The organism is Streptomyces sp. CCM_MD2014 (assembly GCF_000772045.1).
GTDB lineage: Bacteria > Actinomycetota > Actinomycetes > Streptomycetales > Streptomycetaceae > Streptomyces > Streptomyces salinarius.
The window spans coordinates 7,469,897-7,494,252 of record NZ_CP009754.1; the positions used below are offsets into that span (position 1 = coordinate 7,469,897).

Here is a 24,356-nt window from a genome sequence, read left to right on the forward strand (position 1 = left end):
TCAGTTGCCCACGCGGCGGCGCAGGTCCTGGAAGGCGGTGTAGTTCGCGATGACCTCGATGCGTCCCGGCGGGCACAGCTGCACCGCCTGGTCGAGGTCCTCGCACACCTGGAACTGCTGGTTCGCGACCTCCAGGCGCACCGCGAGGTCCAGCTTCCGGTCACCGATCACGCAGATCGGGTGGCCGGACAGCCGGGTGTAGTCCACGTCCCACAGCCAGGAGGTGTCGGTGCCGTCCGCGCCGCGCGCGTTCACCGAGAGGATCACCGGAGCCGGCGGCGGGTCGATCAGGGAGAAGGTCTCCAGCCAGCCCGCCGGGTTCTTGGCGAGCAGGAGGCGCAGGTCGCGGCCCTGGAACTGGACGACGTCGTAGCGGCCGGCGACCGCCTGCACCTGGTACATGCGCTCCAGGGCGACCTGCGGCGGCACCCCGAAGACGGCGGCGACGGCGGCCGAGGACGCGGCGTTCGCCTTGTTGGCGCGGCCCGGCAGCTGGAGGTGGATCGGCCAGGCGGAGCCGTGCGGGTCGAGGACGTGGTCGCCGGACAGTGCCCAGCTCGGCGTGGGACGGCGGAAGCCGCACTCGCCGCAGAACCAGTCGTCGCCGGGGCGCTGCATCACACCGCCGCAGGACGGGCAGGACCAGGCGTCGTCCTTCCACATCTGGCCCGCGGCGACCCAGATCACGTTGGGGGAGGAGGAGGCGGCCCACACCACGAGCGGGTCGTCGGCGTTGGCGACGACCACGGCCTTCGAGCCGGCCAGGCCCTCGCGCCAGGCCTCGGCGAGCATCCGGGTCTCGGCGGCGCGGTCCAGCTGGTCGCGGGAGAGGTTGAGCAGCGCGATGCACTTCGGGTCGGTGGCCTGGGCCACGCCGACGAGATACTTCTCGTCGACCTCGATGACCCCGTAGCGGGAGTCCGCGCCGCCCGCGAGCGCCGAGGTGATACCGGCCGGCATGTTGGCGCCGAGCGCGTTGGAGACGACCGGACCGGCCGCCTTGAGCGCCTCGGCGATGAGCCGGGTGGTGGTGGTCTTGCCGTTGGTCGCCGAGACCAGGGTCACGTCCAGGTGCTGGGCGAGACGGTGGAGGAGATCCGGGTCGAGTTTCAGCGCGACCCGGCCGCCGATCACCGAACCGCTGCCGCGCCCCGCGGCGCGCGATGCCGCCGCGACCGCCTTGCCCGCGGTCACGGCGATCTTGGCCCGCGGCGTGAGCGGGTCCGAGTTGCCTGCCATCAGTTCTCGATCCTCCTTGCCGTACGCGCCGCGCCTGAAGCCTGTGAAGCCTGACGGCCACGTGGTGTGGACCTCAGCCTATCGAGATCCATTCGCACTCCCGAATCGCGGCACCGGCCACCGGGTTCCGGCGGTGGGCGCGTGCCGCCGGGGGACACAGGGACCTTACTCTGACCGACATGCGACAAGGCTCCATCCCGGGCGCCCACGGGCGCGTCCGCCCCCTCGGCCTCCTCGGCGACCCCGTCCTGCACGCCCCCTGCGCTCAGGTGACGGACTTCGGCCCGGAACTCGCGGTGCTCGTGGAGGACTTGTTCGCGACCATGTACGCCGCCCACGGGGTGGGACTGGCCGCGAACCAGGTGGGCGAGGCGCTGCGGGTCTTCGTGTACGACTGCCCGGACGACGAGGACGAGCGCCACCTCGGGCACGTGGTGAACCCCCGGCTGGTGGAGACGGGCGGGGTGGTGGTGCGCGGTCCGGAGGGCTGTCTGTCGCTGCCGGGCCTGGAAGCGGGGACCGAGCGGTACGACGAGGCGGTCGTGACGGGCTTCACGGTGGCCGGGGAGCCGGTCACCGTACGAGGCACGGGGTTCTTCGCCCGGTGCCTCCAGCACGAGTGCGACCATCTGGAGGGGCGGATCTACGCCGATCGCCTGACGGGCCGGCGCCACCGGAAGCTGATGCGCCAGGTGGCCCGGGCGTCCTGGCACCGCTGAGCGTCCGCGCCGAGGGCGACCCTGGGGTGCGGCGACCGGGCGGTCAGAACCCCGGCCCGCCCGCCTTGTCGCCGGCCTCGGCGAGGCGGCCCCACAGCAGGTCGGCCAGGCTGCGGACCAATTCCTCCCGGGGGCAGGGCCGTTCCCCCAGCCACCAGTCCCCGGCGGCGTGCATCATGCCGACGATCCCGTGCCCCCAGACCCGGGCCAGTTGCTGCGTGCCCGGTCCGACGTCGAGGCGTTCCTCGATGACCTGGGCCAGTTCCTCGCCCATGCGGCGCAGCAGCGGCGCCGAGTGCCTGCCCACGTCGAAGCCCGGTTCGGACGGGTCCCCCGGGGCGCCGGCGCTCTCCGCCGGATGCATCAGGAATCGGTACACCTGCGGGCGGGCCTCGATGGCCGCCAGATAGGTGTCCAGGGTGGCCTCGACGCGCTGCCGCCGCTCCGCCGGGGCGTCCAGGGCGGCCCGCAGCGAGGCGAGGAGCGCGTCCGTGTGCCGGACGGCGAGGGCGGCGTAGAGTCCGCCCTTGTCGCCGAAGTGGCGGTAGAGGATCGGCTTGGTGATGCCGGCCTCGGCGGCGATGGCGTTCATCGAGGCGTGCGGACCGTCGCGCAGCACCACCCGGTCGGCGGCCTCGAGCAGCTCGCGCCGTCTGCGGTCGGCGGACGTCTGCTGATCGGCCCGCTGCGTGGTGTTCATGTGCTCTCCCCACCCGTGCTGTTTCGGTGACGCCTGCGCAAACTAACACCCACAGGGCACGTGACATCGAACGGGAGGGCGAGGGCCTCCGGGGAGTTGACTTTTCCTACCCGCCGGTAACAGACTCGGGGTTACCGCAAGTAACATGCACGGGCGTCACTGGAGGGGACATGGCCGAGTTCACCATGGAGCTGAGCGACGAACAGAAGGAGGTCCGGGACTGGCTGCACGGCTTCGCCGCCGACGTCATCCGTCCCGCGGCCGCCGAATGGGACGAGCGCGAGGAGACCCCCTGGCCGGTGATCCAGGAGGCCGCCAAGGTCGGCATCTACTCCCTGGACTTCTACGCCCAGCAGTACTTCGACCCCACCGGCCTCGGCATCCCCATGGCGATGGAGGAGCTGTTCTGGGGCGACGCGGGCATCGCCCTGTCGATCGTCGGCACCGGCCTCGCCGCCGTCGGCGTCCTCGCCAACGGCACCGAGGAGCAGATCGGCACCTGGATCCCGCAGATGTACGGCGACGCCGACGACGTCAAGGTCGCCGCCTTCTGTTCCTCCGAGCCCGACGCCGGCTCCGACGTGGCCTCCATGCGCACCCGTGCCGTGTACGACGAGGCCAAGGACGAGTGGGTGCTCAACGGCACCAAGACCTGGGCGACCAACGGCGGCATCGCCAACGTCCACGTGGTCGTCGCGGTCGTCGACCCGGAGCTGGGCTCCAAGGGGCACGCCTCCTTCATCGTCCCGCCGAACACGCCGGGGCTGTCCCAGGGCCAGAAGTTCAAGAAGCACGGCATCCGCGCCTCGCACACCGCCGAGGTCGTCCTCGACAACGTGCGCGTTCCCGGCTCCTGCCTGCTCGGCGGCAAGGAGAAGCTGGACGCCCGCCTCGCCCGCGCCCGGGAGAAGGCCAAGAAGGGCGGCGAGCGAGTGAAGAACGCCGCGATGGCCACCTTCGAGGCGTCCCGTCCGGCGGTCGGCGCGATGGCGGTCGGCACGGCCCGGGCCGCGTACGAGGTGGCGCTGGAGTACGCGCAGACCCGTCAGCAGTTCGGGCGCCCGATCATCGACAACCAGGGCGTCGCCTTCCAGCTCGCCGACATGCGCACCTCCATCGACGCGGCCCGGCTGCTGGTGTGGCGCGCCTCCTGGATGGCCATCAACGGCAAGCCCTTCACGGCGGCCGAGGGCTCGATGTCCAAGCTGTTCGCGAGTGAGACCGCGAAGAAGGTGACCGCCCAGGCGGTCCAGATCCTGGGCGGCAACGGCTACACGCGGGAGTACCCGGTGGAGCGGATGCACCGCGACTCCGCGATCTACACGATCTTCGAGGGCACGAGTGAGATCCAGCGTCTGGTGATCGCGCGGACGCTCGCGGGGATGCCGATTCGCTAAGCGTGCCGCAGCGGTGTGAGCTGCTCGATGTCGTACTTGGCCCGCAGCGCCTCGATGGCCTCGTGGTCCGGGGGGCCTCCGCCGCCGAGGATCTCCAGCAGTTCCTCGAAGTAGCGCTCGTGGTCCGGGGGCGGGCTGGCCTGGAAGAACATCTTGGCCGGCTCGCCCGTCGGGTTGGCGAAGGCGTGCGGACAGCCGGGGGGTACGACGATGACCGTGCCCGGGGTGGCGCGCACCACCCGGTTGCCGGAACTCGACTCCCAGTTCCGCCAACTGTCCGGCGTACGGATCCTCGGCTCGAAGGCGAGCACGTCCAGCTCGCCCTCCAGCACGTAGAACAGCTCCTCGCTGCGGGTGTGCACGTGGGCGCCGACGTCGAACCCGGGCGGCACGATCACCTCGAAGGTGGACGCCATGCGCGAGTGCGAGCCGGTCACCTTGAAGGTCACGTGCTGGGCCGGCGCCTGCACCACCCGGCCCTGGCCCGGCGGCACCAACAGGCCCTCGGTCGCCGCGGCGAGCCCGCTCACCAGGTCACCGGGAGGGCCTCGGGCCCGCGGATCAGCGCGCCCTTCTTGAAGGGCACGTCCTCGGGCGCCACCGCGAGCTTCAGTCCCGGCACCCGGTCCAGGATCGTGTCGACGAGCAGCTCCGACTCCAGCCGGGCCAGCATGCCGCCGGGGCAGTAGTGCGGGCCGAAACCGAAGGACACGTGCGGGTTGGGGCTGCGCTCGAAGTCGATCGTGTCCGGGTCGGGGAAGACCTCCGGGTCGCGGTTGGCCGCCAGGTACGACACGTAGACCGCGTCGCCCGCGCGGATCCGCACGCCCTTGATCTCCACGTCCTCCAGGGCGATCCGGGAGAGCCCGACGGCGTTGCGGTGGGGGATCCAGCGCAGCAGTTCGTCGATGGCGCGGGGACGGATCTCCGGTTCGGAGCGCAGGCGTTCGGCGAGTTCGGGCCGGCTCAGCAGCAGGTGGAACATCTGCCCGCTGTTGTTGGTGACCGCCTCGCCGCCGATCTGCAGCAGGACCGCGAGCCCCACCGCCTCCGCCAGGGTGATCTCGCCGCGCCCCACGGCGGCACCCAGCAGCGAGGTGACGTCCTCGCCGGTGCTGTCCGCACGCAGCCCGATGAGATCCGAGAAGTAGGTGTTCATGTCGTTCTTGGCCCGCTCGCTGACCTCGGCGCCGTGCGAGGAGGAAAGGATCAGCTGGGTCCAGGTGTGCATGGCGTGCCGGTCGGTGGCCGGCACCCCCATCAGCTCGCAGATCACCGCGATGGGGAAGGGGCTCAGCACGGCTTCGGTGAGGTCGGCGGGCGGGCCGGCCTTCAGCATGGCGTCGACCAGTCCGTCGAGCATGCCGCGGGACCGCTCGCGCACGCGCTCCACGCCGCGTGCGGTGAAGGCCGCGGCCACCGAGCGGCGCAGCCGGGTGTGGTCCGGCGGGTCGAGGAAGCCGACCGCGCCGCGCTCCGGGATGAAGTGCGGGGCCAGCCGGGTGACCTGCCGGTCCATGACGGCCTCGCGCCCGAACCGGGGGTCGTTGGTGACCAGTCGGACGTCGTCGTGGCGGGTGACCAGCCAGGCCCAGCCCTCGCCGTTGGGGAGCGAGATGCGGGTGACGGGGCCCTCGCGCATCAATTCGGTCAGCACCGGGTCGAAGTCGCTGCCGGGCAGGTCGACGGCCGGCCAGTCCCGGACGGGCGGCACGGTCTGAGAGATCGTTTCTTCGTTCACGGCTGCCTCACACTCCGCGTCACGTCCCGGGACGCGTCCCGCGTCACGGCCTGCCGCACGCTCTGCCGCACATCCGCCGTCTGCCAGCAGCCCAGGGACATCTCCGCGGTGATGCCCGGACCGAAGCCGGCCAGCAGCCCGCGTGCCCCCTCCTCGACGCCGCCTTCGTCGAAGAGTCTGCGCAGCGCGTCCAGGACGACGGCGCTGGCGATGTTGCCGTACTCGGTGAGCGTGGCCCGGCTGAAGCGGAACGCGTGCGGGTCGACCTGCAGGAACTTGCTGAGGTCGTCGAGGATCCGGGGGCCGCCCGCGTGCACGATGTAGAAGTCCAGGTCGGCGGCGTCCCAACCGTGCTCGCCCGCCAGGCTCTTGAGCGCCGGCGCGAGCGGCTCCATGGTGGCCGGCACCCGCTTGTCCAGCAGGAAGTGGAAACCGGTCGCCTTCACGTCGTACATGATCCACTCTTCGGTCTTGGGGATCAGGTACGAGCCGTTGCGCTCCAGGCGCACTCCGGTGCCGCCCCGGCCGCGGACCACCGCGGCGGCGATGCCGTCGCCGAAGAGGCCGTTGGAGAGCAGGGAGCCCACGCCGATGTCGGTGGGCTGGTAGCACAGCGAGCAGAACTCGCAGGCCACGATGAGCGCGTTGGCCTCCGGGTAGGCGGTGCAGAAGTCGTGGGCGCGGTTGATCGCCGCTCCTCCGGCCGCACAGCCCAGCTGGGCGATGGGTATCTGCCGCGTGGTGCTGTCGAAGCCCATCTCGTTGATCAGCCACGCCGTGAGCGAGGGCATCATGAAGCCCGTGCACGAGACGTAGATGATCACGTCGATGTCGGTGGTGAGCAGCTCGGCGTCGTCCAGGGCCCGCTGGATCACGGCCGGGACGCGGGACTTCGCCTCCCGCTCGTAGACCTTGTTGCGGTCCTCGAAACCGGGGTGTTCCAGCGTTTGCTCGATGGGCTGCACGATGTGCCGGGTGCGGACCCCGGTGTTCTCTATCAGCCGGAGCGCGAGCGGCAGTTGGGGATGGTCGGTGTGGCGCCGGCGCGCCAGCTCCAGCGTCTCCTCCATCGTGATCACGTGCTCCGGGACGGACACCGAGGGTCTGCACAAAGTCGCCATGAACCGTGCCTGCTTTCGCCTCGCGGAAGGCCTGCGCCCCCCGGCCGGAAAGTGCTGCACCTTCTCAGGGGTGCCCGTCCACGATCACTCAGCGGGGCGGTGATCTCTCGCCGGGTTACTCCGTCCCGGGGAAGGCGCCGTCGCGGGGAGGCGTGCGGGAGGCGTCAGGAGGAGCGGCCGCTGCTGTGGGCGATGCACGCCACGTCGATCCGGTCGGCCAGCTTGGCGAGCTCGATGGTGAGGGCCGCGACGGTGTCCTCGTCCAGCCTCTCCTCGCCGTTCTCCACCAGCCGCAGCCACCGTCCGCCGACCGTGCGCAGCAGCTTGCTCACGTCGGACGCGGCGACCTGGAGCGTGCCGCGGTCGTCGACGATCAGAGGCAGGGTCACTTCGCGGTTCACAAAGGGGATCGTAGTCGCGGAACGCTCACGCTCCGTGCCATACGGTGGTGATGTTGCAGAACTCGCGGATTCCGTGCCCGGACAGCTCACGCCCGTAGCCCGACCGCTTGACCCCGCCGAACGGGAACGCCGGGTGGGACGCCGTCATGCCGTTGACGTACACGCCGCCCGCCTCCAGGTCCCGGACGAACCGGTCCACGTCGGCGTCGTCGCGCGTCCACACGTTGGAACTGAGCCCGAAGTCCGTGTCGTTGGCGATCAGCACCGCCTCGTCCAGGTCGGCCGCCCGGTAGAGCGTGGCGACCGGTCCGAAGGCCTCCTCGCGGTGGATGCGCATCTCGCGGGTGACACCCGCCAGGACCGTCGGCGGGTAGTACCAGCCCGGCCCGTCCGGGCGTTCGCCTCCGCACAGCACGCTCGCACCGCCGCGCACCGCGTCGTCGACCAGCTCGACCAGGTCGTTCACGCCCTGCTCGCTGGAGAGCGGGCCGACCTCGGTCTCCTCGTCCATCGGGTCGCCGACCCTGAGCGCCCTCATGCCCTCGGTGAAGCGCTCGGCGAAGGCGTCGTACACGTCCGTGTGCACGATGAACCGCTTGGCGGCGATGCACGACTGCCCGGCGTTCTGCGTGCGCGCGGTCACCGCCACCGCGGCGGCCCGCTCGACGTCCGCGGACGGCATGACGACGAACGGGTCGCTGCCGCCCAGCTCGAGAACCGTCTTCTTGATCATCTCGCCGGCGGTGGACGCCACCGCGCGGCCCGCCGGCTCGCTGCCGGTGAGGGTGGCGGCCCGCACCCGCTCGTCGCGCAGGACGTCGTCGACCTGGGCGGAGCCGATGAGCAGGGTCTGGAAGCAGCCTTCGGGGAAGCCCGCCCGGTGGAACAGGTCCTCCAGGTACAGGGCGGTCTGCGGCACGTTCGAGGCGTGCTTGAGCAGACCCACGTTGCCCGCCATCAGCGCGGGCGCGGCGAAGCGGATCACCTGCCAGAGCGGGAAGTTCCACGGCATCACCGCGAGCACCGGGCCGAGCGGGCGGTAGCGGACCAGGGCCCGGGAGGCGCCGGAGTCCTTCACGTCGGCGTCGTCCGGCTCCTCGTCGGCCAGCAGCTCGGCCGCGTGGTCGGCGTACCAGCGCATCGCCTTGGCACACTTGGCCGCCTCCGCGCGGGCCTGCTTGACCGGCTTGCCCATCTCCGTGGTGATGACCCTGCCGATCTCCTTCTGATCCGCCTCCAGGAGGTCGGCGGCCCGGCGCATCAGCCCGGCCCGCTCGTAGAACCCCGTAGTGCGGTAGGTGCGGAAGGTGGCCTCCGCGAGCTCGATCCGGCGCTCGATCTCCTCCTCGCCCATGGCCTCGTACGTCCTGAGCGTCTCGCCGTTCGCCGGGTTCACCGTCGCGATGGGCATGGCCGACCTCCCTGGGTGCGCAATCGTGCTTCGACCTTGGCGCGCGGCGCGGGGTGCCGCAACGCGGACGGGTCGCGTCGTCAGTCGTGGTTCCTGGTGGTGTCTCGTCAGTGCGAGTGCTCCGTCAGACGGTCGAGAAACGCGGACTGAGCCTTCACGATCACCTCGCGCGCCCGGTCCAGCGGGAACCACGCCACGCGGTCCAGCTCGGGGAACTCCTCGGTCCGCCCCGACCTCGGCGGCCACTCCATGCGGAAGGTGCCGGGGACGACCGTCGCCGGATCGAGGTCGGCCTCCAGGGCCCAGACCGTGACGAGCTTCCCGCCCGCCTGCCGCACCTCGCCGAGCGGCAGGGCCTCGCCCTCGGGCGGCGGCAGCCCCAGCTCCTCCTCGAACTCGCGCCGGGCCGCCTCCCACGCCGGTTCCCCGGGGCCGTACTCGCCCTTGGGGACGGTCCACGCCCCGGCGTCGCGGCGGGTGTAGAAGGGGCCGCCCATGTGCCCGAGCAGCACCTCGAGCTCTCCGCCGGGTGCGCGCCGGTGCAGCAGCAGGCCCGCGCTCCGTCTCACGGGGCCGCCCCGGGGTGTGCGGCGAGCAGGGTCTCCACGGTGTCCGCGTCCTCGGGGCGCTTGTCCTCGCGGTAGCGGACCACGCGGGCGAAGCGGAGGGTGACGCCGGCCGGGTAGCGGGTGGAGCGCTGGAGGCCGTCGTAGGCGATCTCGACGACGAGTTCGGGCCGTACGGTCACGCCCCAGCCGTGCTCCTCGACGGCCAGCTCCTGCAGGCGCTCGGTCTGCCAGGCCAGCAGCGCGTCGGTCATGCCCTTGAAGGTCTTGCCGAGCATGGCGAAGGAGCCGTCGGGTGCGCGGGCGCCGAGATGGAGGTTGGAGAGCTTGCCGGTGCGGCGGCCGTGGCCCCACTCGGCGGCCAGCACCACCAGGTCGAGCGTGTGGACGGGCTTGACCTTCAGCCAGGACGCGCCGCGCCGGCCCGCGCTGTACGCGGCGTCGAGCCCCTTGACGACGACGCCCTCGTGCCCGCGTGTCAGTGCCTCGGCCAGGAACTCCTCCGCGGCGCCGGTCTCCTCCGGCCCGCGCACCAGTGTGCGCCGCACCCGCAGTGGCTCGGGCACCAGCCGGGCCAGCTCCGCGTGCCGCTCGGTTAGCGGCAGGTCGAGCAGGTCGCGGCCGTCGACGGACAGCACGTCGAAGAAGACCGCGGAGACGGGAACCGCCCGCGCCGCCGTGGCCACGTCGGTGCGCGAGCCGACCCGGCCGGCGGTCTCCTGGAACGAGCGGGGGCGCCCGCTCGCGTCGAGGGAGATCGCCTCGCCGTCCAGGACGAACCGCCCGGCGGGCAGTGCCAGGGCCGCCTCGGTGACCTCGGGGAGCCGGTCGGTGATGTCGTCCAGGGTGCGGGTGTAGATCCGTACGGTGCCGCCGTCGCGGTGCACCTGCACGCGGATGCCGTCCAGTTTCTCCTCGACGGCGGCGGTGCCCAGCTTGGCGACCGCCTCGCCGACCGAGGACGCGCTGTGCGCCAGCATCGGCAGCACCGGCCGGCCGACGGTGAGCCGGAAGCCCTCCAGGGCGCCGGGACCGTCGGCCAGCAGGGCCTCGGCCACCGTCTGGAGCGACCCCGCGAGCATCACCGCGCGCCGTACGTCCGCAGGGGGCGCGCCGGTCGCCGCGGCCAGGCCCTCGACGGCGGCCGCGTCCAGGGCGCCCTGGCGGACCTCCCCGGTGAGCAGCCCGATCAGGAAGCGCTGCTCCTCCTCGGTGGCGGAACCCATCAGCTCGCCGACCAGCCGGGCCCGCTCGGCCTGCGATCCGGCCCCGGACACCGCGCCGAGCCGGGTGAGCCGGGCGTCCACGTCGCGCACCGTCAGGGTCGGTGCGTCGGCCGGCGGCACCCGGCGGCTCAGCACCTTCCAGCCGACGCCGATCCGGCCCTGCGGGAGCCGCCCCGCCAGATACGGGATGACGACCGGCACGTCCGCCGCCTCCGCCTCGCGGAACAGCTCCGCGAGCAGGGCGGTCTTCCGGGACCGCGCCGACGTGGCGGCGACCTCCCGGGACACCTGGGCCAACCGGGCAAGCAGCATGCAGTCATGGTGCACCGGAGAGGGCCGGTGTACACCCGCGACTGCCGCACGCCCCGACGGGCGCGTGCCGCGTGCCGGCGTACGCGTACTCCGCCCACTCCGCGTACTCCGCGTACTCCGGGTGCCCGGGCACCCTCAGTCCGCGAGGGCCGCGTCCAGGCCCGACATGATCAGGTCGCCGACGATCGCCGCCGCCGCGCGGTAGCCGCCGCTGGCCGCGTGGACGACCTGCTCGGCGAAGCCGAGGGCGTTTCCGGCGGTCCACACGCCCGGCACGGTCGTCCGGCCCGTCGGGTCCACCACGGGATAGGCGCCGAACGGCGTCTCCTGCAGCTCCGCCCCCAGCCGCTCCATCAGACCGGTCTGCGGGACCGCCTTCGGGGCCACGAACACCACCGTGCGGTCGTGCGCCGTGCCGTCGGCCAGCCGGACCCCGGTGAGCCGGTCGTCCTCGACCCGCAGGCCCGCGACCTCCCCGGGGACCACCTTGACCCCGGCCGCCGCGAGCCGCCGCAGGTCGTCGTCGGACAGTTCGCTCTCGGCGACCGTGTGCAGGAAGAGCGTCACGTCGTCCGACCAGCCGGACACCATCAGTGCCTGGTGCACGCTGAGCGGGCTGGTGGCCAGGACGCCGAAGCGCTCGTCCCGCACCTCCCATCCGTGGCAGAACGGGCAGTGCAGTACGTCCCGGCCGAACCGCTCGGCGACCCCTTCGACGGCCGGCAGCTCGTCCCTGAGTCCGGTGGTGACGATCAGCCGGCGGGCGTGCACGGTGTCCCCGCCGGCCAGCCGTACCGCGAAGTCCTCGCCGCGGGAGACGTCCACGGCGCGGTCGCGGACCAGCTCCACCCCGTAGCGCGCGATCTCCTCCCGGCCGAGGGCCAGGAACTCGGCCGGGGACATGCCGTCCCGGGTCAGGTAGCCCTGCATGTGGTCCGAGGGCGCGTTGCGCGGCTCGCTGGCGTCGACGACCAGGGTGCGCAGGCGCGAGCGGCCCAGGACGAGCGCGGCGGAGAGCCCGGCCGCGCCGCCACCGACGACGACCACGTCGTACCGCCCGGTCGGGTCCTTCTTCTCGGTCGTGGTGCTGTTCTGGGTCATGGTGACCACCTCCACGTAGAAGGTCGCTCGCAGCCTCGGGATTGACAAACCCATTTGCCGGTTCTGCAATAAACGCATGACGACTGCAGACGACGTTCTCGCCGGTGTCGGGCCCAGGCTCCGCCGGCTTCGCAAGGAGCGGGAGGTGACGCTGGCGGCCCTGTCCGAGACCACGGGCATCTCGGTGAGCACCCTGTCGCGGCTGGAATCGGGCCTGCGCAAGCCGAGCCTGGAACTGCTGCTGCCGATCGCCCAGGCCCACCGGGTGCCGCTGGACGAACTGGTCGGCGCCCCGCCGGTCGGAGACCCCCGGGTGCGGGCCGAGCCGATCGTGCGCCACGGCCGCACCCACTGGCCGCTCACCCGCCAGGCCGGCGGCCTCCAGGCGTTCAAGGTGCTGGAACCCCGGCGCAGGGAGGAGCCGGACCCGCGCACCCACGAGGGGTACGAATGGCTCTACATCCTCTCCGGGAGGCTGCGGCTCGTGCTCGGCGAGCACGACGTGGTGCTGTCGGCAGGGGAGGCCGCCGAGTTCGACACCCGGGTGCCGCACTGGTTCGGATCGACGGGGGAGGGGCCGGTCGAGTTCCTCAGCCTCTTCGGTCCGCAGGGGGAGCGGATGCACGTACGGGCGAGGCCCGCGCGGGCGTGAGCCCGGCCTGTCGCCCGATGGGCCCCAGCCTGTTCCCTGATGGGCAAGCGACCGCTTAGTATGCGGAGGACCGGTCGGACGACGCAGTCGGTGGAGGTCCCGCATGCAGGCATGGCAGGTGCACGAGAACGGCGAGCCGGGCGAGGTGATGCGCCTCGCGGACGTGCCGCCGCCGGTGCCCGGTGAGGGCCAGGTCCTGTTGAAGGTGCGCGCCGCCAACATCAACTTCCCGGACGCCCTGATGTGCCGGGGCCAGTACCAGGTCCGGCCGCCGCTGCCGTTCACGCCGGGCGTGGAGATCTGCGGCGAGACCGAGGACGGCCGCCGCGTCCTGGCCAACCCGGCGCTGCCGCACGGCGGCTTCGCCGAGTACGCCCTCGCCGACGCCCGCGCCCTGCTGCCCGCGCCGGACGCCCTGGACGACGCCGAGGCCGCCGCCCTGCACATCGGCTACCAGACCGGCTGGTTCGGCCTGCACCGCCGGGCCCGCATCCAGGCCGGCGAGACCCTGCTCGTCCACGCCGCCGCGGGAGGTGTCGGAAGCGCCGCCGTACAGCTCGGCAAGGCGGCCGGCGCCACCGTCGTCGGCGTCGTCGGCGGACCGGAGAAGGCGGCCGTCGCCCGGGAGCTGGGCTGCGACGTGGTCGTCGACCGGCGCGGTGAGGACGTCGTCGCGGCCGTGAAGGAGGCCACCGGCGGCCGGGGCGCCGACGTGATCTACGACCCGGTGGGCGGCGCGGCGTACACCCAGTCCACCAAGGTCGTCGCCTTCGAGGGGCGGATCGTCGTCGTCGGCTTCGCGAGCGGCACGATTCCCAGCCCGGCCCTGAACCACGCGCTGGTGAAGAACTACACGATCCTCGGCCTGCACTGGGGCCTGTACAACACCAAGAACCCCCAGCTGGTCCGGCACTGCCACGAGCAGCTCACCGAGCTGGCCGCGCGGGGCGCGATCGAGCCGCTGGTGAGCGAGCGGGTCCCGCTCGACGGTGCGGCGGACGCCGTGCAGCGCGTCGCCGACGGCAGGACGACCGGCCGGGTGGCCGTCGTACCGGAGAAGTCATGACCGGACGAGGCCGGACCGGAGAGAAGCTGGAGAAGGGAACCGTCGTATGACCGACGCAGCGGAACTGCGCCGCCGTACCCGTGAGTTGCTGACCGCGCACCCGCCGGCCACCACGGACCGCCTGGACTTCCTGCGGGCCCGCTTCGACGCCGGCCTCGCCTGGGTGCACTACCCGGAAGGGCTCGGCGGACTCGGCGCCCCGCGCTCCCTCCAGGCCGTCGTGGACGCCGAACTGGCGGCCGAGGGCGCCCCCGACAACGACCCGCGGCGCATCGGCATCGGCCTCGGCATGGCCGCCCCGACCATCCTCCAGTACGGCACCGACGAGCAGAAGCGCCGGCTGCTGCGCCCGCTGTGGACCGGCGAGGAGGTCTGGTGCCAGCTCTTCAGCGAGCCGGGCGCCGGGTCCGACCTGGCCGCCCTCGGCACGCGCGCGGTGCGGGACGACGGGGGAGACTGGATCGTCAACGGGCAGAAGGTGTGGACCTCCAGCGCGCACCTCGCCCGCTGGGCCATCCTCATCGCCCGCACCGACCCGGACGTGCCCAAGCACCGGGGCATCACCTACTTCGTGTGCGACATGACCGACCCCGGCGTCGAGGTACGGCCGCTGCGCCAGATCACCGGCGAGGCCGAGTTCAACGAGGTCTTCCTCACCGACGTCCGCATCCCCGACTCCCGGCGCCTCGGCGACGTCGGCGACGGCTGGCGGGTCGCGCAGACCACGCTCAACAACGAGCGCGTCGCCATCGGCGGCACCCCGATCCCCCGCGAGGGCGGCATGATCGGCAAGATCGCCGCGACCTGGCGGGAGCGCCCCGAACTGCGCACCCACGACCTGCACCAGCGGCTGCTCGGCCTGTGGGTCGAGGCCGAGGTCGCCCGCCTCACCGGCGTACGCCTGCGCCAGCAACTGGTGGCGGGCCAGCCCGGCCCCGAGGGCGCCGGCATGAAGCTGAACTTCGCCCGCCTCAACCAGGAGATCAGCGGCCTCGAGGTGGAACTCCTCGGCGAGGAGGGCCTGCTCTACGACGACTGGACCATGCGCCGCCCCGAGCTGGTCGACTTCACCGGACGCGACGCCGGGTACCGCTACCTGCGGTCCAAGGGCAACAGCATCGAGGGCGGGACCAGCGAGGTCCTGCTGAACATCGTCGCCGAGCGCGTCCTGGGCCTGCCCGCCGAGCCGCGCACCGACAAGGACGTCGCATGGAAGGACCTCGCCCGATGAGCGCACAGCCCGAACCCGCTCTCCTCTACTCGGAGGAGGAAGAGGCGCTGCGCGCCGCCGTCCGGGACCTGCTCACAGACCACTGCGACCCGGCGGACGTCGTCACCCGCACCGAGTCGGCAGCCCCGCACGACGTGCCGCTGTGGAAGTCCCTCGCCGGTTCGATGGGCCTCGCGGGCCTGCTGATCCCCGAGGAACTGGGCGGACAGGGCGCCACGCACCGGGAAGCCGCCGTGGTCCTGGAGGAGCTGGGACGCGCGGTCGCGCCGGTGCCGTACCTGACGAGCTCCGTCGTCGCCACCGAGGCGCTGCTGGCCTGCGGGGTCGAGGACCTGCTCGGTGAGCTTGCGGCCGCCACGACCGTCGCCGTGCTCGCCGTCGGGCTGCACGTCGCGCCGGGCGGTGCCGTCGCGAGCGTGCGCCTGGACAGCGGTCTTCTGCACGGGGAGCTGACGGGCATCGCGGACGCCTCCGTCGCCGACGTGCTGCTGGTCCCGGCCGACGACGGTGGCCTGTACGCGGTCGGGGCCGCCGACGCGACGGTGACGCCACAGGTCTCGCTCGACTCCACCAGGCCGCCGGCGCGAGTGACCCTCGACGGTGTGTCCGGGCGCCGGCTCGGCGACGCGGAGCCCGCCGTGCGCCGGGCGCTGCGGGCCGGTGCCGGTCTGCTCGCCTCCGAGCAACTGGGCCTCGCCGACTGGCTGCTGACCGAGACGGTCCGCTACCTCAAGGAACGCAAGCAGTTCAACCGTCCGGTCGGCGGGTTCCAGGCGCTCAAGCACCGGCTCGCCCGGCTGTGGCTGGAGATCGCTGGCCTGCGCGCCGCCGCCCGCAACGCCGCCGACGCCCTGGCGACCGGAGCGGACACCGACGTGGCGGTCGCCGTGGCCCAGGCGTACGCGGCGCGGGTCGCCGTCCACGCCGCCGAGGAGGCGCTGCAACTGCACGGCGGCATCGGCATGACGTGGGAACACCCGGTCCACCTGTACCTCAAGCGGGCCAAGGCCGACTCGATCGCCTACGGAGCCGCCGGCACCCACCGGGCGGCGCTGGCCGAACTCGTCGACCTGCGGGCACCCTGACGCCCTGTCCCGGCACCGCGTCGGCGGCATGAACCACCGGAGGTGAACGGCCGGAGGTGAACGGCCGGAGGCAGTCCGGCCAACTCCCCGCAGGGCTCTGCTCCCCGAGGCCCCCGGGACCCCATACTCACTGGGGTCCCGTACGGCACTTCCAGGGAGGCAGAGCATGGCCCTCACCACCCGACGCAGAGCCCTCACCACCCTCGGCGCCGCCCTCGCGGGCGCGGTCGCCCTGCCCGCCGGCACCGCGTCGGCGTCCGAAGGCAGGCGCTGGCCGCGCCCGTTGTGGCGCGCGCACGCCCACAACGACTACGAGCACCCCCGTCCCCTCCTCGACGCCCTCGACCACCGCTTCGGCAGTGTCGAGGCCGACATCTACCTGGTCGACGGCCAACTCCTCGTCGCCCACGACCCGGAGGACCTGGACCCGTCCCGCACGCTGGAGTCGCTCTACCTCGACCCGCTCGCCGCCCGCGTCCGCGCGCACCACGGCCGCGTGTACCGCCGGGACCGCGGGGCACTCCAGCTCCTGATCGACATCAAGACCGAGGGCGAGTCGACGTACCTCGAACTCGACCGCCGTCTGCGCCGCTACCCGCACCTGTTCACCTCCTACGCCCACGGCCGCGTGTTCCCGGGCGCGGTCACCGCGGTGGTCTCCGGCGACCGGGCGGCCCGCGCGCCCATGGAGGCCCAGCGCACCCGCCGGGCCTTCTACGACGGCCGGCTCACCGACCTCGGCACCGCCGCACCGGCCTCCTTCGTACCGCTGATCAGCGACAACTGGACGCTGAACTTCACCTGGCAGGGCGTGGGCGCCTTCCCGGCGGCCGAGCGGCGCAAGCTCCGCGAAATCGTGGGCGCGGCCCATGCCCGCGGGCAGCGGGTGCGCTTCTGGGCCACGCCCGACGCGGCGGGGCCCGCACGGGACGCCGTGTGGGCCGAACTCGTCGCCGCCGGCGTCGACCACCTCAACACCGACGACCTCGCCGGTCTGGAGGCCTTCCTCGACGCCCGCCGCGAGCGATAGGGGCGGCATCGGAACACCACTCGTTCGGAGGACAGGTCAGCCGCCCGGACGAACCCTCCGCTACGCCACACTTGCGGCCGAACGCCGCGAAGTGGACGTGGCGGAGGAGGTTGACGATGGCCGTTTCCATCTCTGTGGTGCTCTTGCTGTTCATCCTGGCGGTGCTCTTCCTGCGCAACGGCGGGCTGAAGGTCTCGCACGCACTGGTGTGCCTGCTGCTCGGCTTCTACCTGGCGAGCACGAGCATCGCCCCGACCATCAGCAGCGGGCTGACCGCGACCGCGGAGATCGTGAGCAGCCTCAGACCGTAGAACCCCGAGGTGGCGGCGGGGCTCAGGCGTCCACGACCCGGGAGCGGATGAGGAAGCGCACCCCCTCGGGTGCCTCCAGGGAGAAGCCGCTGCCCCGGCCGGGGACGACGTCCACGGTCAGCCGGGTGTGGGCCCACACCTCGTACTGGCTGCGCGACATCCAGAACTCCACGGGCTCCTCGACGCCGGCGACCGCCAGTTCGGCGAGCAGGACGTCCGAGGCGCCGGTGCGGAACTCGCCGGCCGGGTAGCACATGGGGGCGCTGCCGTCGCAGCATCCCCCGGACTGGTGGAACATCAGCGGGCCGTGCGCCTCGCGGAGCCGCCGCAGCAGTGCGGACGCCTCGGCGGTCAGCGCGACGCGCGGGGTCTCCTCGTATGTGTCGCCCATGCCGCCATGTCAGCAAAGGGAACGTTGCGAGGGGGTTGCGCGCGTGGCGTCGGTGGCGGTTGACCGTCCGGTGGGCCGCCCGGGACGGGCGTGCCCCCGGTCGTGGCCGGCGGTCTCCGGGAGGCCGCGGACGCCGTGGCGACGGGCGTGGCACTCGTCTGCGGCGACGTGCCGGCCGGGCTCAGGCCCCCTCGGCCGCGGCGCGCGGAAGCACCGTGACCCGGTGGTAGTTGCACCCCGCCGGCCCCGAGGGTCCGGAGGGGCCCGCGCCGAGGTCGGTCGGGGGCCGGGACTGGTGGGCCTTGAGCGCGATGCTCGTCAGGCTCAGCAGCAGGTCCACGTCCGCGTCGCAGTCCAGGTGCACGGTCACCCAACGGGAGCCCGGCACCAGCCGGATGGCGGTGGAGCCGCCGAGGTCGTACTGGAAGCGCTGGATGGCCCGGTGGGTGAGGTGGAGGTCCACGTCCCGGTCCGAGTGGAAGTGGACGATCTCGTCGCGGACGGAGCGCAGCGCCCGTCCGGTTCGGCAACTGGCCGGACCCGCGGAGAGGTCGGGCCAGGCGTGCAGCCGCTCAAAGGCGCGCTGGGCCAGAGTCATGGCCCTATCGTCGCCCGATCACCGCTTCGCAACCAGAGGTTGAGCGATTTGTAACCGGCGCGTGAGGTCGGCGGGGAACCCTGGGGGACCCCGCCGACCGTGTCCCGGACCGCGCCGGGAGCGTCACGGAATCTCGGGCTGTGTCAGGAGGTGACGCAGCCGATCGAGTCGACCGGGAAGTCGTTGCCCGTCGACGTGGCGGTGAAGCCGAAGGTCACGCTCCCGTCCGGTGGTACGACGCGGTTGTGGTCCACGTTCCGGACCGTGACCGTGCCGTCGGCGTCGCTGGACAGCGAACCGTTCCACACCCCGCCGAGCGTGGTCCCGCTGCCCGGCTTCCACTGCACGGCCCAGCCGTTCAGCGGCTCGGTGCCGTGGTTCATCACCTCGACCGAGCCCTGGAAACCGCCGCTCCAGGAGTTCTCCACGGAGTACACGGCCATGCAGGAACCGGTGTGCGTGGGCGGGTCCGTGGGGTCGGTCGGATCCGTCGGGTCCGGGTCCGGAGTGGTGCCGGAGCCGCGGATGCCGGTGACCTCGCCGTTGCCGCCGTCGAAGACGACGTCCGAGCAGGAGAAGAAGTTCTCCTGGCTGTCCGAACGCACCCACTGCATGAAGATCAGCGCGTCGCCCGAGCGGCCCGAGGGCAGCGCGAGGTCCCAGTAGTAGTGGCCGCCGTCGGTCCCGGGCGAGCCCTGCTGGGGCGGGTTGGTCACCGTCTGGATCAGCTCCAGGTCGTCCCAGCCCAGCTCGGACGTGGGGGACCAGCCCGGCTTGGTCAGGTACACCCGGAAGTCACCCGGGTGGGCGGCCCAGTTGCTGTACTGCACCGGGATCGTCGCCCCCGACGTCAGATGCGTGCGGGGCCAGTCGCCGCGCGGGGCGTTGTAGGCGGAGAAGTCGTACGGGGAACGGTCGCCCGCGCTGCACAGGGTGCCGTCCGGTACGTAACCGGCACCGCGGCCGCCCGCGTTGGAGTCGAGTACGGCGAACCAGTTGTACAGCGCGGTCGCCCCGCTCTGGTCGAGCGCGGCCTGACAGGCCGGATTCGTCGGGTCGAGGGCACCGGTGCCGGTCTTGGCGTCCAGCTGGCACAGATAGGTGCGGGAGCCGGGCATCATCGCCACGCCGTGCGCCTCGGCCCGGCCCTGCCCGAGCAGGAAGGTCATACCGAGCGCGCTGAGCAGGGTGGCCAGTACCGCCGTCAAGGACAGGAGTCTGCTGCGTCGAGCCATAGGGGGGTCTCCCATTGGTCCCATTGATGGGTTCGATGATTTCCATGGATGATCAGGTCATGACAAGCGCGGGGGTCGTGGTGGAACCCCCGCCCGTCCGGGGCGGGCGCTTCGACCGGACGGGCGGGGAGACAGGGGGCGGCGCCCGCTAGTCCGCGGTGCAGGTGGTTCCGTTCAGGCGGAAGCCGGCCGGATCGGAGAACGCGCCGCTGTAGGTGCCCTGGAATCCGAACGACAGGCTGCCGCCGGGTGCGATCCGGGCGTTGTGGCTCACGCCGGTCGCCGTGACGCTGCCCGTGGCCGGCGTGACGGAGGCGTTCCAGGCGTTGCTGATCCGCTGACCGGAGGGCAGGGTGAAGGCGAGCTGCCAGCCGTCGACGGGATCCGTGCCGGTGTTGGTGACGGTGACGTCGGCGGTGAACCCGTCCTGCCACACGTTCGTGCGGTACGACACCTCGCACGCCGGCGCGTCACCCGGATCGCCGGGGTCCGGATCGGGGTCCGTGCCGCCCGGGGCGCCGCCGGTCTCGACGGTGGAGGAGAAGGAGTTCACGGCCAGTCCGGCGCCGTTCTGCCAGGGCTCGAACCCGGCCTGCACACTCGTCAGGTACCAGTCCTCCTCGGCGAGTCCGCGCGCGACGGTCGCCCGGACGAAGTCCATGACGTCGAAGCTCCAGCCGCTGATCGCCGACGGCGCCACGAACGACAGCACGTCGTTGGAGCCGTTGCCGCCGCTCCAGACCTCCCAGGTCCGTCCGCCGACGGTCGCCGTGCCCACCGGTGAGCCGATGGGCTGGATCGGGCCCACCCTGTTGAACCAGATCATGATCTCGGTCCGGTTGACCCCGTCGGTCCGGGCGGTCGGGTCCAGCCATATGTCGTACGAGGCGTTGTAGACGGCGTTGCCGACGAAGCCGTAGGAGATGCTGGACGGTGCCCGGGAGACGGTGTCGAGCCGGGCCGGGAGGTTGGTGCCCGGCGAACAGTTCGTGTAGTGGCAGCCGTTGAAGACCGACGGGTAGGACTTCGGTGCCCCGCTGGTCGGCACCGAGCCGTCGGCCTGCGTGACCCGGAAGCCGGTGTCGGTGGCGGTGACGCACTGGGTGGCGCTGGAACCCCAGCGGTTGTTCTGGACGACGTACCGTCCCTGGATCGTCGTCGTTGCGAAGGGTTCGCAGAGGGTGGTGTCCGCCTGGGCCGGCGCCGCCGCGGTGACCAGCGACGCGGCGAGGGCGAAGGTCGCCAAGGTCGCGCTCAGGACGCCCAAGAGGCCACGCGGGGCGCGGACTCGGGGCCGTAACGGCCGTAACGTTCGCATGGGGCCTCTCCGGGGGTGCGGGGGGAAGGAGGGGCCGGTGCGGGAGCGCTCCCAACTCCCCACTGATGGGAGCGCTCCCACTTACCGGTTGATTGAGGACTGTAGGAGCGGTTCATGTTCCTGACAAGACTGTGCGCGCCCGAGTTGTCGAACAAATCTCGAAGTCCCAGGTGGAAGGCGCCTGCGCCGGGAGCGCTCCCGGCGCTCGGGGCGGTCAGGCGGAGTCCCGGACCACCAGTTCCGTACGGAGGATGACGTGCCGCCAGGCGGCGGAGGAGTCCTCCATCGCCTCCTGCAGCAGCCGCACCATCGTGCGGCCGATCTCCTCCAGCGGCTGGCGGACCGTCGTCAGCGGCGGGTCCGTGGGCCGGGCCGGATGGAAGTCGTCGAAGCCGATCACCGCGACGTCCTGCGGCACCCGGCGGCCCGCGGCCCGCAGCGCGCTGAGCGCCCCGGCGGCCAGTGTGTCCGAGGCGGCGAACACCGCGTCGATTTCCGGGTGCCGGGCGAGCAGGTCGGTCGTCGCCCGGTGCCCGCTCTCCTCCGTGAAGTCGCTCCCCTCGACGACCAGCGACGCCTCGGCCGCCACGCCGGCCGACTCCAGCGCCTCCCGGTACCCGCGCAGGCGGCACTGGGCGACGTACATGTCGAGCGGTCCGCTGACGGCCCCGATCGTGCTCCGTCCGGAGTCCAGCAGATACGCGACCGCGCCGCGCGCACCGCCCGCGTTGTCGGCGTCGACATAGGTGACGCTCTCCTCGCCGGAACGCCGGCCCAGCATGACGGTGGGCAGCCCCGCCTTGGCGAGCATGTCCGGCAGCGGGTCCTCGGCGTGCACGGACATGAGCAGCACTCCGTCGACCCGGCCACCGCGCGCGTACTCCACGAACCGTTGCCGCTCGGTGTCCGTGCGGACCAGGGTGAGCAGCAGTTGCACCGGCGTGTCGGTCAGGGCGTCGCCGACCGCGTGGACGATCTCGGTGAAGAAGGGCTCCCCGAACAGCCGCCAGTCCGGCTCCGTCATCACCAGCGCGACCGCGTCGGCACGGTGCCCCGCCAGGGAACGGGCCGCGAGATTGGGGACGTACCCCAGTTCAGCGATGGCCCGCTGCACGGCGCGGCGCGTCGAATCCCGCACGCCCGCCGCGTTGTTGACGACCCTCGAGACGGTGCCTCGGCCCACGCCGGCGAGGGCGGCCACCTCCTCCAGTGTCGGCGTACCGGGACGCTGCCTGCCCATGTCCGCCCGCCTTCCCCCACGAGATCATCCGATACTACGGTGACCCGCCCCCTCCCGGTGGGGCGATCGTGAGGGCGGGGTCGGCCGAGCACCGGTCCCGTGGCCGCCGCCGGGACCGGGCCGGTGGGTCGCCGCGCGGTCAGGCAGGGGGCCGGTCACCGGTTCCCTCCTGTCCGCCGTGTACGTGCTGTCCGAGCCGGCGAGGCCCCTGGCAACGCCCTGAGCGCGGGGGCGGGGGACGAGGACGGGCCGTGGGGAGGTGGCCGGCCGGCCGTCAGTCGTCCAGGCGGACCGGCATGAGCAGCGAGAACGTCCCCTCGTCGTCCGTGCGGCGGACCGCCAGCGGTGCCGTGGGCGCGGCGCCGAACTCGAGGACGAGGCGGTCCCGGTCCGCGGCGGCGAGCGCGTCCAGCAGGAACCCGCGGTCGACGCCGACGTTGCTCCCGTCCTCGTCGCCGTCACCGCAGACGGTCACCGTGCCGTCGTCAGCCGTCGCCAGCACACTGACGTCGCGCGCGGACCGGCCGGGCTCGCTCCACCCCGCCACGCGAACGGGGCCGATCTCCAACGCCTCCCGGAGCGCGGGCACATCGACGACGACCCGCCGCCCGGCCGGGAGCCGGACGAGACGACGGTAGTCGGGGAAGTCGTGGGTCAGGCACTGCCCCGACACCTGACGCTCCCCCGCCTCCAGCGTCACACGGTCGGCCTCCACAGTGAAACGGACGGGTTCGTCGTCAAGCAGCAGCGCGCGCATCGCGTCGACGAGCGGGGTGGGCACGACGACCTGTGCACGCCCTCCACCGTCTCCGGCGCAGGTGCTGCGCGCGACGGCCATCCGGTAGCGGTCGGTGGCCACGAGGCGGAGCCCGTCGCCCTCGACGTCGAACAGGACCCCGCCGAGCATCGGCAGTTCGGGGTCCTCGCCGACGGCGAACCGCACCGCGTCGAGCGCGCCCGCCAGTCGGGGAGCGGAAAGGGACAGCCGGACGGTGCCGGTACGCGGCGAAGCGGTCATGGGGTTCTCCCTGTGATCGAGTAGGGCTCGGAGCGTGGAGAACTCGCTGCGTGCCTCGGCCAGCCCCCGTTCGAGACGGCGCACGTGCGCCCAGAGCAGCCTGCGCACGAGGCCGGCGTCCGCGCCGGACCAGCCGGCCAGGGCCAGCCGGATGTCCGCCAAGGGCATGCCGGCCCGTCGCAGCCGGGCGAGCACCCTCGCCTCCTCCAGCTGCTCCGGGGCGTACCAGCGGTAGCCGCTCACCGGATCGACCCAGGCGGGCACCAGCACACCGGCACGGTCGTAGAACCGCAGGGCGCTCACGCCCAGTCCGCTGTCGCGGGCCATCTCCCCAATGCTGCGCATCGCGTTCTCCACGTCCGGAACCCTGGGCCCTTCACCAGGTCGAGGGTCAATCGCGGGGCGTTCCCGCAGTGGCCGGGCAGCCGGCCGGCCCGCGCGACCCGTGCGCCTGTCATTCTTGCGTCGTGCACGATCCCAGCGCCGTCACCCCGGACGCCCCCATGGCGATACGGACGCCGCTCCTCACCCAGGAGTGGCTCGACCTCGCTTTCCTCCACTGGGCCGTCGAGCCCTCCGTCGTGGCGGGACTGATGCCGGACGGCACGGTTCCCGACACCCACGACGGGCTCACGTACGTCGGGCTCGTCGCGTTCCGGATGCACCGGGTCGGCTGGCTCCGCCTGCCCGGGATCCCCTACTTCGGGTCGTTTCCGGAGACGAACGTGCGTCTGTACAGCGTGGACGGGCACGGGCGGCGCGGCGTGGTCTTCCGGTCGATGGACGCCGCGCGGCTGCTGCCGGTGGTGATGGGACGCGTCGGCTTCCGGCTGCCCTACCTGTGGTCCCGCATGACCGTCCGCTCGGCGGACGGCACCGTGACCTACACCAGTACCCGCCGCTGGCCCGGCCCGCGCGGCGCCTACAGCCGCATCACCGTACGGCCCGGGGAGCGCATCCACGAGCCCACGGCCCTGGAGCACTTCCTCACCGCCCGCTTGGGCATGCACAACACGTTCTTCGGCGGGGCCGCGTACCTGCCCAACCACCACCCCCGCTGGCCCCTGCACCGGGCCCGACTCGTCTCGTGCGACGAGGACCTGGTCGCGAGCGCCGGAATACCCACCCCGACGGACCCCCCGGTCAGCGTCCTCTACTCTCCGGGGGTACCGGTCCGCCTCGGCCGCCCGGCCCGGCCGGCGGGCCCCCGGCCACTCGCCGCTTGACCTCAAGCGCGGTCGAGGCAG

At 72.5% G+C, this 24,356-nt stretch carries 25 protein-coding genes; 9 read left to right on the forward strand and 16 right to left on the reverse strand.

Annotation, left to right across the window (positions count from 1 at the left end; translation table 11 throughout):
- On the reverse strand, positions 1-1,239 hold the full coding sequence (locus NI25_RS33325; RefSeq protein ID WP_061446016.1) for a Mur ligase family protein: 1,239 nt from the start codon (positions 1,237-1,239) through the stop codon (positions 1-3).
- Positions 1,240-1,418: 179 nt separating this feature from the next.
- Between NI25_RS33325 and def the strand changes: the two genes are divergently transcribed.
- Positions 1,419-1,958 (forward strand): peptide deformylase, encoded by a 540-nt coding sequence (gene def / locus NI25_RS33330; RefSeq protein WP_061446017.1) that lies wholly within the window; start codon positions 1,419-1,421, stop codon positions 1,956-1,958.
- Positions 1,959-2,001: 43 nt separating this feature from the next.
- Here the strand turns inward: def and NI25_RS33335 are convergent, their stop codons facing one another.
- A complete protein-coding gene (locus NI25_RS33335; RefSeq protein ID WP_061446018.1) occupies positions 2,002-2,658 on the reverse strand; it encodes a TetR family transcriptional regulator in 657 nt (218 codons plus the stop codon).
- A 170-nt stretch (positions 2,659-2,828) separates the two neighbouring features.
- Here NI25_RS33335 and NI25_RS33340 point away from each other — a divergent pair, with 170 nt between their 5' ends.
- Positions 2,829-4,055 carry an acyl-CoA dehydrogenase family protein gene (locus NI25_RS33340; RefSeq protein WP_061446019.1) on the forward strand — a complete coding sequence of 409 codons (1,227 nt, stop codon included), beginning with the start codon at positions 2,829-2,831 and terminating at the stop codon, positions 4,053-4,055.
- On the opposite strand, the gene NI25_RS33345 is transcribed toward NI25_RS33340, so the two are convergent.
- The 8 genes from NI25_RS33345 to NI25_RS33380 all read right to left on the reverse strand — a co-directional run bounded on the left by NI25_RS33345 (position 4,052) and on the right by NI25_RS33380 (position 11,934).
- Entirely contained in the window at positions 4,052-4,585 is a 534-nt protein-coding gene (locus tag NI25_RS33345) for a cupin domain-containing protein (protein ID WP_061446020.1), read from the reverse strand. The genes NI25_RS33340 and NI25_RS33345 overlap by 4 nt on opposite strands.
- Positions 4,582-5,796: a cytochrome P450 gene (locus NI25_RS33350; RefSeq protein WP_061446021.1), complete on the reverse strand. Its 1,215-nt coding sequence runs from the start codon at positions 5,794-5,796 to the stop codon at positions 4,582-4,584. Before NI25_RS33350 ends, NI25_RS33345 begins: the two co-directional genes overlap by 4 nt.
- Positions 5,793-6,917 (reverse strand): 1,3,6,8-tetrahydroxynaphthalene synthase, encoded by a 1,125-nt coding sequence (locus tag NI25_RS33355; RefSeq protein ID WP_061446022.1) that lies wholly within the window; start codon positions 6,915-6,917, stop codon positions 5,793-5,795. Before NI25_RS33355 ends, NI25_RS33350 begins: the two co-directional genes overlap by 4 nt.
- A gap of 164 nt (positions 6,918-7,081) precedes the next feature.
- Positions 7,082-7,318, reverse strand: coding sequence for a DUF6213 family protein (locus NI25_RS33360; RefSeq protein WP_061446023.1), 237 nt, complete (start codon positions 7,316-7,318; stop codon positions 7,082-7,084).
- Positions 7,319-7,343: 25 nt separating this feature from the next.
- Positions 7,344-8,729 carry an NADP-dependent succinic semialdehyde dehydrogenase gene (locus NI25_RS33365; protein WP_061446024.1) on the reverse strand — a complete coding sequence of 462 codons (1,386 nt, stop codon included), beginning with the start codon at positions 8,727-8,729 and terminating at the stop codon, positions 7,344-7,346.
- Positions 8,730-8,836: 107 nt separating this feature from the next.
- Positions 8,837-9,298, reverse strand: coding sequence for an NUDIX domain-containing protein (locus NI25_RS33370; protein ID WP_061446025.1), 462 nt, complete (start codon positions 9,296-9,298; stop codon positions 8,837-8,839).
- Entirely contained in the window at positions 9,295-10,833 is a 1,539-nt protein-coding gene (locus NI25_RS33375; protein WP_061446026.1) for an ATP-dependent DNA ligase, read from the reverse strand. Before NI25_RS33375 ends, NI25_RS33370 begins: the two co-directional genes overlap by 4 nt.
- A 135-nt stretch (positions 10,834-10,968) precedes the next feature.
- Positions 10,969-11,934 carry an NAD(P)/FAD-dependent oxidoreductase gene (locus NI25_RS33380; RefSeq protein ID WP_061447203.1) on the reverse strand — a complete coding sequence of 322 codons (966 nt, stop codon included), beginning with the start codon at positions 11,932-11,934 and terminating at the stop codon, positions 10,969-10,971.
- Positions 11,935-12,010: 76 nt separating this feature from the next.
- Here NI25_RS33380 and NI25_RS33385 point away from each other — a divergent pair, with 76 nt between their 5' ends.
- The 6 genes from NI25_RS33385 to NI25_RS33410 all read left to right on the forward strand — a co-directional run bounded on the left by NI25_RS33385 (position 12,011) and on the right by NI25_RS33410 (position 17,309).
- On the forward strand, positions 12,011-12,586 hold the full coding sequence (locus tag NI25_RS33385) for a helix-turn-helix domain-containing protein (RefSeq protein WP_061446027.1): 576 nt from the start codon (positions 12,011-12,013) through the stop codon (positions 12,584-12,586).
- A gap of 103 nt (positions 12,587-12,689) precedes the next feature.
- Positions 12,690-13,652 (forward strand): NADPH:quinone oxidoreductase family protein, encoded by a 963-nt coding sequence (locus tag NI25_RS33390; RefSeq protein ID WP_061446028.1) that lies wholly within the window; start codon positions 12,690-12,692, stop codon positions 13,650-13,652.
- Between the two features lie 46 nt (positions 13,653-13,698).
- Positions 13,699-14,883 (forward strand): acyl-CoA dehydrogenase family protein, encoded by a 1,185-nt coding sequence (locus tag NI25_RS33395; protein ID WP_061446029.1) that lies wholly within the window; start codon positions 13,699-13,701, stop codon positions 14,881-14,883.
- Positions 14,880-15,968, forward strand: coding sequence for an acyl-CoA dehydrogenase family protein (locus NI25_RS33400; protein ID WP_061446030.1), 1,089 nt, complete (start codon positions 14,880-14,882; stop codon positions 15,966-15,968). Before NI25_RS33395 ends, NI25_RS33400 begins: the two co-directional genes overlap by 4 nt.
- Before the next feature lie 166 nt (positions 15,969-16,134).
- On the forward strand, positions 16,135-16,998 hold the full coding sequence (locus tag NI25_RS33405; protein ID WP_061446031.1) for a phosphatidylinositol-specific phospholipase C/glycerophosphodiester phosphodiesterase family protein: 864 nt from the start codon (positions 16,135-16,137) through the stop codon (positions 16,996-16,998).
- 116 nt (positions 16,999-17,114) lie between these two features.
- A complete protein-coding gene (locus NI25_RS33410) occupies positions 17,115-17,309 on the forward strand; it encodes a hypothetical protein (RefSeq protein WP_061446032.1) in 195 nt (64 codons plus the stop codon).
- Positions 17,310-17,331: 22 nt separating this feature from the next.
- Here NI25_RS33410 and NI25_RS33415 read toward each other — a convergent pair whose 3' ends face one another.
- The 6 genes from NI25_RS33415 to NI25_RS33440 form a co-directional block, all read right to left on the reverse strand.
- On the reverse strand, positions 17,332-17,700 hold the full coding sequence (locus NI25_RS33415) for a DUF779 domain-containing protein (RefSeq protein ID WP_061446033.1): 369 nt from the start codon (positions 17,698-17,700) through the stop codon (positions 17,332-17,334).
- Between the two features lie 181 nt (positions 17,701-17,881).
- Positions 17,882-18,298: a luciferase family protein gene (locus NI25_RS33420; protein WP_061446034.1), complete on the reverse strand. Its 417-nt coding sequence runs from the start codon at positions 18,296-18,298 to the stop codon at positions 17,882-17,884.
- A 143-nt stretch (positions 18,299-18,441) separates the two neighbouring features.
- Positions 18,442-19,533, reverse strand: a complete 1,092-nt coding sequence (locus NI25_RS33425) for a lytic polysaccharide monooxygenase (RefSeq protein WP_061446035.1) — start codon at positions 19,531-19,533, stop codon at positions 18,442-18,444.
- Between the two features lie 148 nt (positions 19,534-19,681).
- Positions 19,682-20,851, reverse strand: coding sequence for a GH12 family glycosyl hydrolase domain-containing protein (locus NI25_RS33430; RefSeq protein ID WP_061446036.1), 1,170 nt, complete (start codon positions 20,849-20,851; stop codon positions 19,682-19,684).
- Positions 20,852-21,065: 214 nt separating this feature from the next.
- Complete coding sequence (locus NI25_RS33435) at positions 21,066-22,091, reverse strand: LacI family DNA-binding transcriptional regulator (RefSeq protein WP_061446037.1); 1,026 nt, start codon at positions 22,089-22,091, stop codon at positions 21,066-21,068.
- Positions 22,092-22,365: 274 nt separating this feature from the next.
- On the reverse strand, positions 22,366-23,454 hold the full coding sequence (locus NI25_RS33440) for a MerR family transcriptional regulator (RefSeq protein WP_061446038.1): 1,089 nt from the start codon (positions 23,452-23,454) through the stop codon (positions 22,366-22,368).
- Positions 23,455-23,576: 122 nt separating this feature from the next.
- Here NI25_RS33440 and NI25_RS33445 point away from each other — a divergent pair, with 122 nt between their 5' ends.
- Positions 23,577-24,335: a YqjF family protein gene (locus tag NI25_RS33445; protein WP_061446039.1), complete on the forward strand. Its 759-nt coding sequence runs from the start codon at positions 23,577-23,579 to the stop codon at positions 24,333-24,335.
- The last annotated feature ends 21 nt before the right edge of the window (positions 24,336-24,356 follow it).